The 15,986-nt window shown below is 40.0% G+C and carries 24 protein-coding genes; all 24 read left to right on the top strand.

The features are described from left to right. Complete coding sequence (locus tag A3712_RS28250; RefSeq protein ID WP_008224216.1) at positions 1-192, top strand: putative sugar isomerase SIS-domain protein; 192 nt, start codon at positions 1-3, stop codon at positions 190-192. A 153-nt stretch (positions 193-345) separates the two neighbouring features. Continuing rightward, positions 346-696, top strand: a complete 351-nt coding sequence (locus tag A3712_RS09640; protein ID WP_063523262.1) for a cupin domain-containing protein — start codon at positions 346-348, stop codon at positions 694-696. A gap of 364 nt (positions 697-1,060) precedes the next feature. Next, positions 1,061-1,348, top strand: a complete 288-nt coding sequence (locus A3712_RS28245; protein WP_269451417.1) for a GNAT family N-acetyltransferase — start codon at positions 1,061-1,063, stop codon at positions 1,346-1,348. Between the two features lie 135 nt (positions 1,349-1,483). Beyond that, positions 1,484-1,978, top strand: coding sequence for a GNAT family N-acetyltransferase (locus A3712_RS09635; RefSeq protein ID WP_063523261.1), 495 nt, complete (start codon positions 1,484-1,486; stop codon positions 1,976-1,978). Between the two features lie 179 nt (positions 1,979-2,157). Continuing rightward, on the top strand, positions 2,158-2,883 hold the full coding sequence (locus A3712_RS09630; protein WP_063523260.1) for a class I SAM-dependent methyltransferase: 726 nt from the start codon (positions 2,158-2,160) through the stop codon (positions 2,881-2,883). Positions 2,884-3,366: 483 nt separating this feature from the next. Beyond that, complete coding sequence (locus tag A3712_RS09625) at positions 3,367-3,783, top strand: GFA family protein (RefSeq protein WP_063523259.1); 417 nt, start codon at positions 3,367-3,369, stop codon at positions 3,781-3,783. A 121-nt stretch (positions 3,784-3,904) separates the two neighbouring features. Then, positions 3,905-4,318, top strand: a complete 414-nt coding sequence (locus A3712_RS09620; protein WP_063523258.1) for a lipocalin-like domain-containing protein — start codon at positions 3,905-3,907, stop codon at positions 4,316-4,318. A 111-nt stretch (positions 4,319-4,429) separates the two neighbouring features. Further along, complete coding sequence (locus tag A3712_RS09615; protein ID WP_063523257.1) at positions 4,430-5,308, top strand: transglutaminase-like domain-containing protein; 879 nt, start codon at positions 4,430-4,432, stop codon at positions 5,306-5,308. Positions 5,309-5,465: 157 nt separating this feature from the next. Next, complete coding sequence (locus A3712_RS09610) at positions 5,466-6,083, top strand: HAD family hydrolase (protein WP_063523256.1); 618 nt, start codon at positions 5,466-5,468, stop codon at positions 6,081-6,083. A 142-nt stretch (positions 6,084-6,225) separates the two neighbouring features. Continuing rightward, positions 6,226-6,810: a nucleotidyltransferase domain-containing protein gene (locus A3712_RS09605; protein ID WP_004741067.1), complete on the top strand. Its 585-nt coding sequence runs from the start codon at positions 6,226-6,228 to the stop codon at positions 6,808-6,810. Positions 6,811-6,860: 50 nt separating this feature from the next. Next, entirely contained in the window at positions 6,861-7,286 is a 426-nt protein-coding gene (locus A3712_RS09600) for a GNAT family N-acetyltransferase (protein ID WP_063523255.1), read from the top strand. A gap of 44 nt (positions 7,287-7,330) precedes the next feature. Next, complete coding sequence (locus A3712_RS09595) at positions 7,331-8,098, top strand: alpha/beta hydrolase family protein (RefSeq protein WP_063523254.1); 768 nt, start codon at positions 7,331-7,333, stop codon at positions 8,096-8,098. 293 nt (positions 8,099-8,391) lie between these two features. After that, the gene (locus tag A3712_RS09590) at positions 8,392-8,799 is read left to right on the top strand and encodes a cupin domain-containing protein (protein ID WP_063523253.1); all 408 of its coding nucleotides are present in this window, start codon (positions 8,392-8,394) and stop codon (positions 8,797-8,799) included. Between the two features lie 82 nt (positions 8,800-8,881). Then, positions 8,882-9,391 carry a GNAT family N-acetyltransferase gene (locus A3712_RS09585; protein ID WP_063523252.1) on the top strand — a complete coding sequence of 170 codons (510 nt, stop codon included), beginning with the start codon at positions 8,882-8,884 and terminating at the stop codon, positions 9,389-9,391. Between the two features lie 112 nt (positions 9,392-9,503). Beyond that, complete coding sequence (locus A3712_RS09580) at positions 9,504-9,932, top strand: GFA family protein (RefSeq protein WP_063523251.1); 429 nt, start codon at positions 9,504-9,506, stop codon at positions 9,930-9,932. A gap of 269 nt (positions 9,933-10,201) precedes the next feature. Beyond that, positions 10,202-10,600, top strand: coding sequence for a GFA family protein (locus A3712_RS09575; protein ID WP_004741061.1), 399 nt, complete (start codon positions 10,202-10,204; stop codon positions 10,598-10,600). A 58-nt stretch (positions 10,601-10,658) separates the two neighbouring features. Next, on the top strand, positions 10,659-11,156 hold the full coding sequence (locus A3712_RS09570; protein ID WP_004741060.1) for a GNAT family N-acetyltransferase: 498 nt from the start codon (positions 10,659-10,661) through the stop codon (positions 11,154-11,156). Positions 11,157-11,349: 193 nt separating this feature from the next. After that, positions 11,350-11,772: a VOC family protein gene (locus A3712_RS09565; RefSeq protein ID WP_063523250.1), complete on the top strand. Its 423-nt coding sequence runs from the start codon at positions 11,350-11,352 to the stop codon at positions 11,770-11,772. A 192-nt stretch (positions 11,773-11,964) separates the two neighbouring features. Continuing rightward, positions 11,965-12,810: an MBL fold metallo-hydrolase gene (locus tag A3712_RS09560; RefSeq protein ID WP_063523249.1), complete on the top strand. Its 846-nt coding sequence runs from the start codon at positions 11,965-11,967 to the stop codon at positions 12,808-12,810. Positions 12,811-12,857: 47 nt separating this feature from the next. After that, positions 12,858-13,460, top strand: a complete 603-nt coding sequence (locus tag A3712_RS09555) for a glutathione S-transferase family protein (RefSeq protein ID WP_063523248.1) — start codon at positions 12,858-12,860, stop codon at positions 13,458-13,460. 67 nt (positions 13,461-13,527) lie between these two features. Further along, positions 13,528-13,866: a GFA family protein gene (locus tag A3712_RS09550; protein ID WP_063523247.1), complete on the top strand. Its 339-nt coding sequence runs from the start codon at positions 13,528-13,530 to the stop codon at positions 13,864-13,866. 33 nt (positions 13,867-13,899) lie between these two features. Then, positions 13,900-14,382: an AAA family ATPase gene (locus tag A3712_RS09545; protein WP_063523246.1), complete on the top strand. Its 483-nt coding sequence runs from the start codon at positions 13,900-13,902 to the stop codon at positions 14,380-14,382. A 142-nt stretch (positions 14,383-14,524) separates the two neighbouring features. Continuing rightward, positions 14,525-15,280, top strand: coding sequence for an isocitrate lyase/PEP mutase family protein (locus tag A3712_RS09540; protein WP_063523245.1), 756 nt, complete (start codon positions 14,525-14,527; stop codon positions 15,278-15,280). 192 nt (positions 15,281-15,472) lie between these two features. Then, on the top strand, positions 15,473-15,985 hold the full coding sequence (locus A3712_RS09535; RefSeq protein ID WP_063523244.1) for a DinB family protein: 513 nt from the start codon (positions 15,473-15,475) through the stop codon (positions 15,983-15,985). Position 15,986: the final 1 nt, after the last annotated feature.

Genomic DNA, 15,986 nt, shown 5'->3' with positions numbered 1-15,986 from the left:
ATGGGAACTCACAAAGAAGCTTGCCCACTTGATCTCACCCCAACAACTACGATTGCCGTGATGCTTGCAATCAGCGATGCAATTGCGATCTCAGTAATGGAGGTTAATGAATTCACTAAAGAACAATATGGTTTAAGACATCACGGCGGTTACTTGGGTAGGAAGGCTCGCACGGACAATGAGTCACATTAGCAATGACATTGCTGTTTAAGATTGATTCGTAATGCTTGGCATTTTTACAATGTGTTTGTTTCAGTGTTTAAGGTGGCTTCGGTATTGCGTTGCTCGCACTTTAACAGTGAGCTATGGTGTTCAACAGGTCTCACTAATGGAAACTAAGAAAACATGATACGTAATTTCTACACCTGCGATAAAGAAGTCGACGAAAATAGCCATGATGGAGAAGGTTCAATAGATATCTATCGTGCATTCAGACGTAAAGATTTTTCAGGAGCTTGGGACTTTGCCATCAGAGTTGTACTGCCACCGGGAAGCTCCATGGGAGAGCATACTCATGGTGACGATGAAGAAATGTATATTATTTTAAAAGGTGAAGGGACCATGACTATCGAGGGAGAGTCTAGAAAAGTAACTTCTGGAGATATGATTGTGAATAAACCTCACGGTACACATGGCTTGGTGAATACGTCTGACTCGGAAATCGAATTACTCATTATCCAAGCAAGTTTAAAGTAAATCACCACAAAAAAACGCTTAACAGGAGTTCCTAACGTTTGGCCACTTTCATTTAAATCAGCTGTAGTGTTTGAGGGAAAGATTTTAAGTTGGGTGGTATAGCGTTCTCGCCCGTCAACCATGCTTTACATGAAAAAGGACATTTATGATCACAACAAAGAACCTAATACTCACCCCAGTTAGTTACTGCGATTTAGATATATACTCCCAAATATTAGGCTCAGATGAGTTGACAAACTTTCTTCCAAAAGGACGTGCATAATCAGATGAAGAAATTCAGTCACACCTAACAAATCGAGTTAAGCATTGGGAGCATGGGTTTGGCTCTTATGTAATCAGCCTGAAACATAAACTTTAAACTAAAATAGGTTACGTCGGAGTTGAGTTCTGTGAAAATTCAGAATTTAGTGATATAAGATACGCTTTAGTTCCTTGTCACCAAGGGCAAGGATATGTTTTTGAGGCAGCGTATACAGTTCTGGAACAAACTTTCCGGGTAGGTAAACATTCAAAAATATATGGGGTAGCATTGAAAGAAAACTTGCCTTCTTTAACAATAATTAGAAAGTTAGGTATGACAGCTGAGCCAACTGTTAACCTTTACGGTGATGTCGATAATCTGGAGACATATGTAATCGAAAAATTCATATAACCAAGCGTTCAGAGTTGACTCACAACGCTTGGCTTTTTTGCTGTGCGTTGAGTTTAGTTATTACGGCGGTTTGCAGCCGCTTAGGTGTTGCGTTGCTCACCCCTTAACTTCGCGTTATATCCATGGAGGCATTAAGTGATTAAAACGGAGCGTTTAGAGCTCAGAAAATTTACGCAGCAAGACCGTAGTGAAGTTATAAAATTACTTGGTAATTCGGATTTTATGGCGTTTTCTCCAACTGGCGAAATGACACATGAGCAAGCAGATACGCGTTTTGAAGAGCTTGTTAGTGCATTTCAAAACAAAGGTATTGGAAAGTTTTGTGTTGTGGAACGCAGGACTGGCGAGCTAGTTGGTTATTGTGGGATAGCATCATTTAACTATAAAGGCGAAAGTGTAGTTGAACTTGGATATCGGCTTAAGGTTTCAGCTCGGGGTAAAGGGTACGCATTCGAAGCAAGTTCTGCCGTTCTCTCTTTTGCCAATCAAATTGGTTATACGAAAGTTCTTGCTTTAACTGAACCTGAAAACATGCCTTCGCAGCACATACTTCTCAAACTTGGGTTCAAGGCGTGTGGTGACGGTTCCTATCAAAATATGCCAGTTCAGTACTTCGAAAAATGCATATAACAAACATTTAAGAGTGATTCGGCACGCTTGGCATTTTTGGTTCTGGTTGAGTTCAGTGTTTACGGTAGTCAAATTAAGTGTCGTTGTTGAATGCTTCACATCTTAATTTGGCGTTAGGTGCTTCTGATATCAATCATTCTGTCAAGTGTTTAAATTAGAAAATAGTATGGAAGGTAATCATGGAATATAACAGCCCCATTAGCCCAAGTTGTATAGATAACTTACTAGATGAGCTATGGCTAAATGAGGACTCTTTAGTCTTAGATGTTGGTTGTGGTAATGGCGAGTTAATTAAAAGAGTTATAGAAAAATTTAATTGTCGGGCGGTAGTCATTGATAACGATGAATTTGAAATCGCTAAAGCAAAGGAAAATCTGGAATCGAATTTGGACCAAATTACCTTTCATACATCTGCATTCAAAGATGTTGAGTTGCCTAGGGGCGCATTTGATGCGTGTTTTAGCTTAGGCTCTACTCATGCTTTTGGCGATGTTGGCGAAGCTTTAGACAATGCATTATCTGACATGAAATCTCTTATAGTTTCCAATGGCGTAATTGTACTTGGGGATGCGTATTGGCGAAAAGAGCCAGATGAGGAATACTTACTAGCAACAGGTATTGATCCTTTAGAATTAAGGTCAAACTTAAAAAATATAGAAGCAGGCAATCAGTTAGGCCTCGAATGCGTTTATGTTGTTCACTCTTCCTATCAAGATTGGGACAAATTTGAAAGTTCGTTTTGGTTGGCATCCGAACGAGAGTTGTTACTAGATCCTGCGAATATTGAGTTGTTGGACAAAGTCAAAACGATACGACACTGGAAAGATGCGTACTTAAAGTGGGGACGTGAAACAATGGGTTTTGCACTATACCTGTTTATTAACTCTACACACCGACCCACTTAACAAGTGTTTACGAGTGATTTACAACGCGTGGCATTTTTACATTGCGTATCATGCGGAGGGTAAGGTACCACGTTCCTCAAACCTTAACGGTGCTTTAGTACGGGGTTGACATCAAAGGTCATGAGTTTTGGTGTTTCTGGCTAAGTGCGAGGAACGAATCCTTTTCTAACTTTAAATCAGTAAAAGTAGGGGAGTTCAGTTCGTTTTCCTCTAGCTAACTTTCGCCTCTTAATCGAGTTTAAGTTTTGTAGCTACCCGCCTCACTTCATTATTAAAAAGCTTTTGTATAATTTGAATTTTAAATATCTTGTGGCATATAAATAGAAGTCGTGCATGTACTAACAAATGACCCAAGATTGATTTGTAACACATGGCGTTCTCTATGCGTTGGTTTCAGTATGTAAAGTGGTATGCAGGGGCTTTCTATTACGTTACTGCCCTTAGCAGGGCGTTATATGTTTTCATCAATTTAGGAGTTATTTAATGTCTTACGTAGAGACTAACTGTCTATGTGGCGCTGTAAAAATCAAAGCAAAAAGCATCAACCCTAACTTTACAGTTTGTCATTGTCAGTCGTGTCGAACTTGGGGAGGTGCACCATTTTTCGCAGTTAAATGTGGAACTCAAGTCAAAATTGAGGGGCGAAACAAAGTAAAAATGTACAAGTCATCCTCTTGGGCCTCTCGTGGTTTCTGTCTGGAGTGCGGCACTCATTTGTTTTACAAGTTCAAAGAAACAGGTGAATACAATATGCCAGTAGGTCTGTTCCCAAACTTAGAAGGTTTGAAAATGGACATGCAATACTTTAGCGACATGCGTCCGAGCTATTACTGCTTTGCCAACGAGACTAATGAGATGACTACAGAAGAAATCATGTCTTATTTTGCGGACAAGGTGTAACTAAACATATAACAAACATTTAAAAGTGGTTCGTAACGTATACAACTCTTATAGCACTGAGTCTCTTGTATTGTTTAGAACTTCATTGAGGTTAGGTCCCCAGGAAATTAAGGAAGCACAAGTGAAACTATCAAAGGAAATTCTGGTTGGTGTTTGGTCTTTAGATGAGTTCATCATCCATAGAGAATCAGGTGAAATGTTTAATTGGCCGGGGAAACAAAACGGTACTCTAATTTATACAGACAATGGGTTTGTTAGCGTCGCACAGAATAGAGATCCACTAACTAATCCTACAGACGAAGATAAAAAGAGAGAATCAAACTTTTATACAGCTACTTATGAATTAGATTTAGAGAACAATCGTGTGTTTCACTTTGGGCTTCAGTCTAGCGTGAAATCTGTTATAGGTGAATGTATGGAGCGTGAAGTTAAGCTACTAAAAGATGGTCGATTATGGTTATCTGGTAAAGGGCTAAAAGAGCGAGTCACACTCGTATGGTCAAAAGTTGATACCACGCAAACTGTTCAAGGGTGATTCGTAACGCTTGGTACTTTTGCTCTGAATCGGGTTACGTTCAATTTGAGGTGTTTCTGTAAACCTCGTTTCAACCTATGCGTACAGATATCTACAAAGGATTAGAAACAGATGCTTATCAACGACTATACCGAAAACACGGAGTTTACAGAGCTAACTAATGACCTGTTAGACATACGTAAAATATCTGATGATATAGCGGGTATATGTAAGTTTGTTCAGGGGAATCTTATTCACTCGTATTGGTTAGAGCACTACGGTGTTGAGGCTGATCCATTAAACAAGCTGACCGAAATGCAGACTCGGTATGCTAAAGATTTAGTCACTTTGGCAATGTCGAAATCAGGTGAGCCTTCACACGTTTTCAAGAAACCAAACCATAGAGTGATCAGTATTTGTAGAGACTTTTCACTATTAGTTTGCGCAGTATTGAGAGCAAAAGGAATACCAGCGAGACTAAGGAGTGGCTTTGCGACTTATTTAGCTCAAAACCATTTTGAAGATCACTGGGTATGTGAGTATTGGAACAAAGAAAAAGGGTGGATAGCCGTCGATGCTCAGTTAGACGATATTCATCGCCAAGTCTTGAACTTTGAATTTGATCCGTGTGATGTACCGTCATCAAGCTTTATCCTAGCTGGGCGGGCTTGGAAGCTATGTCGTCAAAACGCTGAGTCTGATGAAAATTTTGGTTTTGGAGATTTCAAAGGATTAGCATTTATCAAAGGGAGCCTAATTCGAGATTTATATGCATTATCAAAATTTGAAATGCATACGTGGGATACCGGTTGGGGCATACTGCCTAAATTTATAACCCCTATTTCTGGAGAGTGGGAATTAACTCTGCTAGACGAACTTGCAGAGGTCAGTTGTTCTTCAGATAGTGTTAAAGCTCTTGAGTTAGTGAAGTCGTGTAATGAAATAAGGCTTCCAAGCGGCTGGGATTGTTCTCAGTTTCCGACATTGAGTGAGCTCTATGCTTCACTGTAGCTATGGCCTACGAAAGCAAGGAAGTTAAACTATGATTCACAGTCCAGTGATTTTATTAGTCCTTGAAAGGCGATAGGTGAATACTGTACTGGGGGTATTTAAGTTTGGCACCCGGTGAATTTTTTGAGCCATTTCATTCATTTTAAAGGAGTAAATAGTGAGTTCTGAAAGGATAAAAAATATTGTTTTCGACATCGGCAATGTCGTCGTTCGTTGGTCACCTGAAGAGATTATTCGTCTTACTTTTGGAGATTGCGCATCAGCAGAAGAGAAAGCGAAGTCTGTATTTCAGTCTGATATTTGGTTAAATCTAAACAAAGGGCTGTTATCTGAAAATGATGCAAAAACCCAATACCGTGATGTGCTAGGTTTCACTGAATTAGAATGTGAACGTCTATTTTACTACGTTAAGCAAACCCAAATCTTGATTTATGGCTCCGTAGAGCTTATTAGACGTTGTAAATCTGCAGGTTATAGAGTTTTTGCATTGACTGATAACGTCCATGAAATTGTTTCTCATTTAAAAGCAACATATACATTTTGGGACTTATTTGAAGGCGCTATTGTTTCCGCTGAGGTTGGTCTACTTAAACCTCAAGTTGAAATATACGAATCATTGCTCTATCAGTATGGCTTAGAGGCATCAGAAACCGTTTTCATTGATGATATGCCATATAATGTGGCTGGCGCAGAGTCAGTTGGTATGAACGCAATTCTCTTTAAAAACACTTATCAATGTGCACGAGCTTTGAAAGCACTGGGTGTCCAATATTGACAATATAATTGTCACTAGTTCGCAAAGCCTGATTCATGGTTCTCGGCATTTGTTGTTCGAATTGGTTGAAATATCTATCCTCAAGATCAGGTTTGACGGCTTTGTTTAATGAAAATATTTTTTTACTAAAATGGAGGTAACTTTGAGAACAGAAAAGCTAGATTTAGAGCATCTTCCCCTTCAAAGTGAACTAATTCGCTCTGTTTGCTCAGCCTTTATGGTAGAAAGTGACGTAGTAGCGGCTGTGCTATTAGGCTCATTAGCAGCAGGGAAAGGTGACCGAGTTTCGGATGCTGATATTCTTATTTTTACGAAGAACAATTTCCATAAATCTGCCAATAAGTGCTTCTCAGTTTTTGAACACGACAAGGAAATATTTTACCTACTTGACGGCTTTCACAGTGGTAATGCTTACTTTAAAAAGTATATCTTCAATGATTTAACGAGTACCGAAGTTCACTGCTTAGATTTGAGTGAACCGTTCAGTATTTCAAAGCCATTCAAAGTTCTATTCGATAAAACAGGCATCATCGAACAAAGGGTAACCAGTGAACCCGCTCCAAAGCATGAGGATTCTCCTGCCTATACGAATGGTGATAAAGGCCTTACTTGGGAACTTTTTAATTGCATTAAGTGGATGAGTCGAGGGAACCATGAGTTGGCTAAGAACCATTTAAAGAAGCTTGTCGATAAACTTGAACCGACTGCATTAAAAAAAGAACGATAGTTTATTCTTTGTGAGAGCATTATTTTTTCAACCAAATTAAGGACAAATCATTGGATATCATTTTTACTCACTTGCCGAGCCCTCAAGATATCGATCAGATTTACCAAGGGCTAGGTGATTTCAATCGAAGATTTATACCAGAAATCACAGATGAGTCTTTTGCTATTTTTGTTCGCGATAAATCAGGAGAAATTCTCGGAGGTTTAACTGGTTTTATCTATATGACTTCAGTTCAAATTAGATTTTTGTGGTTAACAGAAAAGGAAAGAAATCAGGGGTATGGAGCTGCACTAATACGAAAGATAGAGATGTATTGTAAAGAGCGAGAAATACGTAATATTGCAGTTGACACTTATACGTTCCAAGCCCCCGACTTTTATGAGTCTCATGGTTTTAAGGAGGTAGGTCGTTATAAGGATTATTTGAAAGAAGGAGTAGACAAAATCTTTTATCAAAAAACATTAATAGACGACTAACAAATGGAAGCGTAAGTGACTTATAACTAAGGGTAAGAGGAATCATGGAAGGTGTTTTTGTCGAAAAAGTTGATTTAGGTGAGATTGTACATTTGCTTTATAGCAATAAAGAGTTGCTGAAAAGCCCTTTAGTCATCATCTGTCATGGTTGGAACAATGATAAGTATGAAGGTTCTAATTTGGCGTTAAACCTAGCTCTCCAGGGTTATTCAGTCATCTGTTTTGATTCAGATAGCCACGGTGAGAGGAATGATGGCAATGCTCAGAGCATGGATAGCCACGCGCGTTTTATTAAAAGGGTGACACAGGTTATCAAGCAGAACGCAAACGACATTGATACACTTATTAAGCATTATCAAGAAGATATTCGGATTGACCCATCAAGGATAGCTCTTGTCGGCATTTCAATGGGGGCACTGTCTACATTCTATTCGCTGACTCAAAATAACCAGATTAAAGTTGCGGTGCCTATTCTTGGTTCTCCTGATTTCGTCGGTTTGGAGAAGTTCGCATTAAAAGCAGATTCGGACAATAAGACTTTCAACGAAGACGAAAAGTTAGCAATTAGGTATATGAAAGAGATCGATCCATGTTTGTATCTTCTTGAAAATGAAAGTCGCCCAATGCTAATTATAAATGGCGAGAGAGATGATTGGGTTCCAGCCAAGTTCGCGAAAGACTTTTTTGAAAAGGTTAAGAGTAAATACGATAAAAATAATACTGAAATTGCGTTCAATTTGGCTGACGAATCACATTATTTTTCGAATGATATGCGTGATCATACGATATGTTGGTTGAATAAACATCTGTAAACTACCACTTATATCTGGAACGAAAAACAGCTAACAACTGTCCCCATCCTGATTCATAAGGCTTGGTGATTCTGTGTCCGGTGAAGGGTTCAGTTTGGAATATTTCAAGACAATGTGTTTTTAAAAATCGGCAAAGTACAAGAAATCTAATGTAAAGAGTGATTTATCGATTCAATATGAAAGCTTGATGGATTCCGATTAAAAGCATTTTAACAGTTCGCTAAGTCTTGAGGCTAGAGAAGCTTATCAATCTTCGCTGTCGAGCTTTGCATCACATCCCACTGAGGGAAAATATGACGAAAGTAAAAGATACTGCAAGCTTAATAGGTGACACTTTTAACCCGTTTCCAGAGCCATACAAATCAATTCTGGGGGACTCTGAATGTAAGGGACTGAGAGACCTATTTGGCTTAACCCAGTTTAGAGTGAACCTAGAGATACTTGAACCCAATGCGCAATCAGCTTTAAGACATTGGCACACAAAATCCGACGAGTTCCTATATTTGCTTGAAGGTGAGCTGTGCTTAATCATGGATGGCGGTGAGCAAGTTGTGAAGCGAGGAATGTGCGTTGGTTTTCCCGGTGGTGTCGAGAATGGGCATCATTTAGTAAACCGAAGTGACAAACAAGCAAAGTTTATTGTAATAGGTAGCCGTGTAGCAGGCGATAAAGCTTATTATCCGGACGACGATTTTAAGTGAGTAGAAGCAAGTTCTGGTAATTGGGTGGCATGCAGAAAGGACGGCACGCGCTATTAGCATATTAGTAGATAGGAAGGGAATTTTGACACTCACAAGAGAATTCGAATGCTTAGATCTTACATTTAGGCCAGTGGTCGTTGATGACGCCCTTTACTTGTTCAAATCTGTAGGTTCAGATTTGTTCCCTAAGTCGCTTCCTTTAGCAGACATCAAAACGCTCAAACAAGCACGAGAGTGGTGTTTAGAACGTGCTTTAGAGTGGGAAGAGGGTAAGTGCTATGTTTGGAGTTGTCGGCATTTAAACGATTCGCAAGTTATTGGTCAGGTTACGTTACTCCCTTTGGAAAATTGTCTTGCTTTAGCTTATTGGATTAGTCCCAAATGTTGGGGTAAAGGCATTGCTACGCAAATGTGCAAAGCATTATTATTACAGGTTCAGAGTTCCGGCTATCAAGGCGAAATTTGGGCTGGTGTTCACTCTTGGAATCACAAAAGCGCTTCGGTGTTGAAGAAGTTGGGCTTTCAAGAGATAACCTCTAGTTACGCAAATACTGTGGAGTACCGTTTAGCAATGGCTGAATATCAAGTCTAAGAGTTGCTGCCATTTAACCTGTGGTAGTGAGTCTTTTGGATAATCATCATTAGGTATTGCTTGCCCGTGCCGATCAAACGTATTTTTATAGGTATTAACAAGGAGTATTTGAGTGAAAGGTAACTGTTTATGTGGCGCTGTCTCGTTTGAGTTGTCAGGCGTGTTACCCCTTATTTATCAATGTCACTGTTCATTGTGTCGCCAAGTCTCGGGGTCTTCATCAAATTCAGCTTTAATTATAAAAGAGTCGCAATTCAAATGGTGTACCGGAGAGCATCAAATTAAGTCATTTTCTACTCATTCGGGTTTTAAATCGGAGTTCTGTTCTCAGTGCGGTAGCCCTGTACCCAACATGAGTTCTAGCGGCGAATCTTATTGGGTTCCAGCTGGTTTGCTAACTGAAGCGGTAGATACAAAAGTTGCTGCCCATGTTTATGTTGGTTCTCACGCTAATTGGGATGTAGGTTTTGTTAACGACGGGGTCCCTCAGTTTGAAACAATGCCAAGTGAACAAGATTGGTTAGCGCTAAGCGGGAAATAACTTCGTTAAGTGGGCTTTCTTTTTCTGCCCCCAAAAGTCGCCTGAACTCAACCATAGTACCAATAACGTCGTCCATATTATCGTTTCTATTGCTCATTGATGCGCATCGCTACTCAGTTCTGTATCTATCTTTATGCTTGGTGTTTTTGTCTTTTAATCAGTGCCTTATAGTCGATTTTTCACTTGTGAGTTAGCTCTGTGCTTTCGTCGATGTTATGAGTACGAAAGTGATTGGGTGACTCGGTTAAATGTTAGCTAAGAGGTATTAAATGGTTTTAGGGAGTTGTCTCTGTAATGCTGTGCAGTTTAAAGTCACTGGTGACTTTAAACGTATCGTCAATTGTCACTGTAATTTATGTCGAAAAATGAATGGAGCTGCATTTTCAACTTACGTTGCAATACTGCAGACAGACTTTGAGCTGGTTACTGGTGATTTATCCTTTTGTGATGTGACGGAGAATGCGCGAAAACACTTTTGCGGTGAATGTGGCACACCGATATTCAATTCAAATCCAAAATACGCAGGGTTAAATATTCTACATCTCGGCTGCCTAGACTTAGATTTGTTAGGTGAGCTAAAACCAGATGTAAATATCTACAATGAGTCGAAAGTCAGTTGGTTAGAAAACATTTCAGGTTTGCCCACTTTCGACAAGGCAATAGGTTGACGCGAAAGCCCGTTCATTAGCATAGTTGAACTTGTTTATTTCATAGGTAGGCCCTTCAATGGAAGTACAATTAATTGAGATTAAAGAACAAGAACGGAAAGTGCTTGAGAACTTGTTCTCTTATTACATATACGACATGACCGAGTATATGAAGTGGAGCCCTAACAATGAGGGCAAATTCAGCTACGACTCTTCCCAGTTTGACGTGTACTGGGAGCGAGAAGATCATATTCCCTATTTCATCTATGTGGATGCCGAGCTCGCAGGGTTTGTATTGGTTCGCCGTTATCCTAGTGATTTATCGAGCTATGATATTGAACAGTTTTTTGTACTCAGAAAATTTAAAGGGCAAGGTGTTGGCAAGGAAGCCTTAGCACAGGTCGTTTCTGTATTTACAGGCAAATGGCAAATTCGAGTGTTGTTAGAAAACTCCGCGGCTCTATATTTCTGGAAGTCTGCTGTTTCTCGCATTGTTGGGGACAAATTTAGAGTGACGAAAGCCAATGATGTCGATCTTTTGATGTTCTTCATACACTTTGAAAGCAACGGTTATTGATTAGCGAAAAGTAGTTTCCGAGCTTCGTTGACATGGCTTCAAGTGAGTTAAGAGTTGATAAGACAGTAGTAGCAATTCTCACTCAGTCGCTTAGCATCGTATTACTGAGTAAGTTTGCTTGACCTCAAGTTAAGTTGAAGTAACAGAATGTTTTCGATTGTTATTCGTATCACTAACTAGAGGATTATTTAGCATGACTCAGATAGAGCATTTAAACATTCCTGTTCCAGATATTGATGAAACCCTGATGTTTCTTAGTATTGTCGCCCCTGACTTTAAAATACGTAAAGATGTGGACCTCCCTGGCCGCCATCGTTGGGTTCATGTTGGAAATGAGCAAAGCTATTTCGCTCTTCAAGAGCCTCACTTAGACTCGCTCGCACCAAGAGCTATTCAAGAAACGTATAAGAACCATGGGGTCAACCATATTGGTTTAGTTGTACAAAATCTCCAAACAATAGAAACTAAACTTGTCGAACAAGGCTATCGTCGAGGTATATATGCTCCAAGAGAAACGCATCGAAAGCGAGCATACTTTTACGATAAAGCGGGTTTTGAGTGGGAGCTCACAGAGTTTTTATCTGACATACATGATGAAATGTACTTATACGAGTGATCGTAGAAATATGTGTGACCAGCAATAAAAAGTTTACACTCGATGGCTATTACGCAATGGCTTTGTCATAAGTGGTTTTCTTGCCTATGTAGTACTCAAGGCTGCAACGGAGCCAAGGCAACAAGGAAATTAGCACCAAAGTTGCATTGATGTTTGCGCTCTGAAGAGTGGGCAAAAAATATAAGAGAAACGATGAAAATAACGACGTTAGTTGATAATAATCGCTTAGACAGTAGGCCTGATTTAGCTGTTGAACGCGGGTTGTCACTGCATATCAAAACTGAGTCGCTAAGCATGTTATTCGATATGGGAGGTGGCGGTACTTTTTGTCAAAATGCGCCTTTACTCGACGTAGAGATCAAAGACGTAGACCTAGCCGTTATATCACATAGACACCACGACCATTGTAATGGCGCCATCGATTTTGTTCGCCATAATTCTAATGCCAATGTGTTTTTGAAACACAGTGATGAGCGTAGCTACTACTTCCGTGCTTATGGTTTTAAAAATAATGTCGGTATTAATCCGGATTTACTGAAAAATAGTAGTGGTCGTTTGAAATTCGTGAATAAGACGACCGAGATTGCGCGTAACGTATTTATCATTACTGATATCAGCGATAAATACGAAAAGCCAAAAGGGAATCAGTACCTTTACACAAAATCTCAGGACAAATGGAAGCAGGACTTATTCGATCATGAGCTTTTGTTAGTAATCAAAGAGGAAGACGGCATCGTTATTTTTACTGGCTGTGCGCATAGTGGTGTCCTAAATATGGTCGATACCGCGGTTACTCATTTTCCAGAAGAACGAATTAAAGCCGTTGTCGGGGGCTTTCATTTAGTGGGGTTACCCTTATTTGATAGCATTGGTGGGACTACGAAAAACATTAAAGACCTTGGACTTGCGTTATCAGAGTATCCAATTGATAAGCTCTACACGGGGCATTGCACCGGAAAAAAAGCATATAAGTTGTTAAAAGAAGTATTGGGAGAACGCCTGGAGGCGATTCCAACAGGTAGCTCTATCATTGTGTAGTTACTCTCAAACTGGTTCCAATCAAATGTCATTTTGAAGGAGGGGGGATGGCAATTTTGTTATATAGCGCAAAGGGCTCGAATAGCTCTGAACGGGTAGAGTGGGTGCTTAATTTCAAGCAAATAGCTTACGATAGAATTGAAGTTAGCTCTAATGAACTAACAACAACATACCTCGATATTAACCCGTTTGGTTATGTTCCGGCACTTTCTGTTGATGGTCTGATTTATTCTGAATCGATGGCAATCATTGAGTACCTTGAAGAACGCTTCCCTAATCCGAGTTTGTTTGGAAAAAACCTTGATGAAAAAACTCACATTCGTCGAGTTTGTGAATACGTGAATAGCAGCATCCATTCACCCCAAAATAGAACAGTATTGCGATTTCTACGCCCGCAATTATGTGAGCAGTCAAAGCGTGAACTCCGTGGAGACTGGATTATGCAATGTCTAAAAAAATTAAGTTCGTCGATTTGCCTTAAATCAGGGTTCGCTGTGGGGTTTGATTTTAGTGCAGCGGATATCTTTGTTGCTTCAATTTATAAAAAGGCGTTACTACACGGTTGTGAAAGAGATAACTTCTATGACGTGCATTTGAAGTACCTCCTTGAAAATGAGAGTGTTAAGCTTTCAGAGCCACAACATTGTTAGGTCTTAAGCGAGTTATTCAAAAGGTCCAACGCTTAGACGCATGTTGAGTTTCTTTAAGAGGAAAGAAATGGAGTTAAAGTGTCACTGCGGGAATGTAAGTTTGATATTAAGTTCACTCCCTAAAGAAGTTGGCGAATGTAATTGTTCTATTTGTCGTCGTTATGTTGCAGCTTGGGCGTACTTTTCTCCCGAGCAAGTTCAAATCAATATGATTGAACCAACAGATTTTTACTGTTGGGGAGACAAAGAAGTAGAGTTTCACCGTTGTAAGTCATGTGGGTGCCTGACGCACTATCTAACAACGGAGAAATGCTCCGAGGATATTTTGGCAGTAAATATGAGAATGGCTGAAAATGAAGTTATCTCGCGTATTCCTGTTCGTAAGATCAATGGTGCTTCCTACTAGTCATCCAATAACACAAGCCGATGATGAGGAATTATGGCTAAAATCTATTTCGTATGTGGTTTTATTGGTTCCGGTAAAACGACTTATTCCAAGCAGCTTGCAGCTAAACATAACGCTTTTCGTTTTTCGATTGATGAGTGGATGATTCCTCTTTATGGTGAGCACATGGAACGAGATGTGTTCGATAAGCGGTTAGCTACGCTCCAAGACTTATTTAAAGAAACTGCACTTCAGCTGTTTTCTCTCAATGTCCCTGTTATTTTCGACTTTGGTTTTTGGAAGAAGGCAGACCGAGATGCTTTTAAAACATGGGCATTGACAGTCGGTGTTGAAAGTGAAGTTCATTATCTTGATGTATCGTTTGAGATATGTGGACAGAGGGCATTGGAGCGCAACGTAGATCGGAACGGGAAGTCGTATGAAATGACCCCTGATATGTTAACGTTGTTCTGGTCTTGGTTTGAAATACCAACCTCAAATGAAAATGTGGTTTGGGTAAAGCCGCCCTTCGAGTAGATATTCGATAGCCTTATTGTTTGTTCGGTACATAAAGAGTCTGGGGTTAATATCTACTATTCACTTCCGAAACTGGCGAGTTCTTTGGTATGCCTGTTGTTAGCCTATGTCTGAAACCAAAACACTTTAAGGAGTATCAGACATGTTTAAGACTATGCACACCGCATCAAAACCACTCGTTATTTGTAATGTTTGGGATGTAGCAAGCGCCTTAATTGCAGAGCAAACCGGCTTTTTAGCGATTGGGACATCGAGTGCAGCGATTGCACGCAGTCGCGGGCTTGATGATGGCGAAAATATCGAATTTGAAGAGATACTATCGGTGGTAAAAGCTATTGCACAGGCAACAGATCTATCTCTGAGCGTGGATATTGAATCAGGTTACGGAGATACGCCGCAGGCAATCTATGACAATATTACTGAGTTGGTGAATGTTGGCGTGGTCGGAATCAATATAGAAGATAGCGTTGTCGTTAATCGTGAGAGGCGACTTTGTGATTGGATGATGTTCTCGCAAACGTTGAGAAAAGTTAAAAGTATGCTCAACAAAGCCAACCTAGAAGTATTCATTAATGTTCGCATTGACACATTTTTAATGGATGTAAAAGAGCCTCTAGAGGAGAGCATCAAGAGAATCCAAGCCTATCAGCAAGCAGGTGCTGATGGAGTTTTTCTTCCATGTATCAAAGGAACCGATGATATTAAAGCCGTTGTAGATAGCACGTTGCTGCCCATAAATGTCATGTGTGTTCCTGAATTACCAAATTTTAAAGAGTTAGAGGCTCTTGGCGTGAAGCGCATCAGTATGGGTAATTTCTTGTACGAAGCGATGCTTTCCTCATTGCAAAAGAACCTGATAACCATAAAACGTGAGCAATCATTTAGAACATTATTTTGATACCGCAACCCTAAATAGGGTGCAAGCGATCGGAACTTTAAGCTACAGCACTTGTTTTCAAACCAAGTGTGACCCCGTTCCCGTGCGCGGATAAGAGTTGGGACTTTAAAACTCCACAGTTGATTCGCTTGATTCCAAAGGTTATGGAAATCTTAATGCACGGGAGTCAATCAAACCAAAAAGGATAAATAAATGCAGTTTGCTAAAGCATTTGAATACAAAAAATGGGCAAATAGTCAGCTACTGGACTTTGGAGAGAGACAATTTTCAAAACTGCCGGAAAACGATGGCATATTTTTCTTAAGAAATCTTAATCATACGACCGTAGTGGATAGTCTTTTTACAAGTCGAATCCTAGGAGAACCGGAAAAATACACTGCTGATAATACGGTTGAAACGCCTTCCTTTTCAGAGCTGCGTGAGCGGATGGCTCATAACGATACTCGGTTAGTGCAGTATGCAATGTCAGCCTCAAAAGATGAGTTAGACAAAGTCATTCAGTTTAACTTCGTAGATGGTTATATAGGGACAATGTCTGTTGAAGAAGTCCTTCTCCACTTGCTCACACACGGTAATAACCACAGAGGCATGGGTTCTAGAGTGTTAGCTGAAAACAATTTAGAACGCCCAAAGGACACATTTACACGTTACCTTCATCTCGCGGAGCCGACACGCAGAGGTAGCGCGGTGTTGAAAGAAAAATAGC

The organism is Vibrio sp. HI00D65, assembly GCF_001635455.1.
Classification (GTDB): domain Bacteria; phylum Pseudomonadota; class Gammaproteobacteria; order Enterobacterales; family Vibrionaceae; genus Vibrio.
The sequence above is the reverse complement of the archived record's forward strand: the minus strand, read 5'-3'. Positions and strand labels throughout refer to the sequence as shown.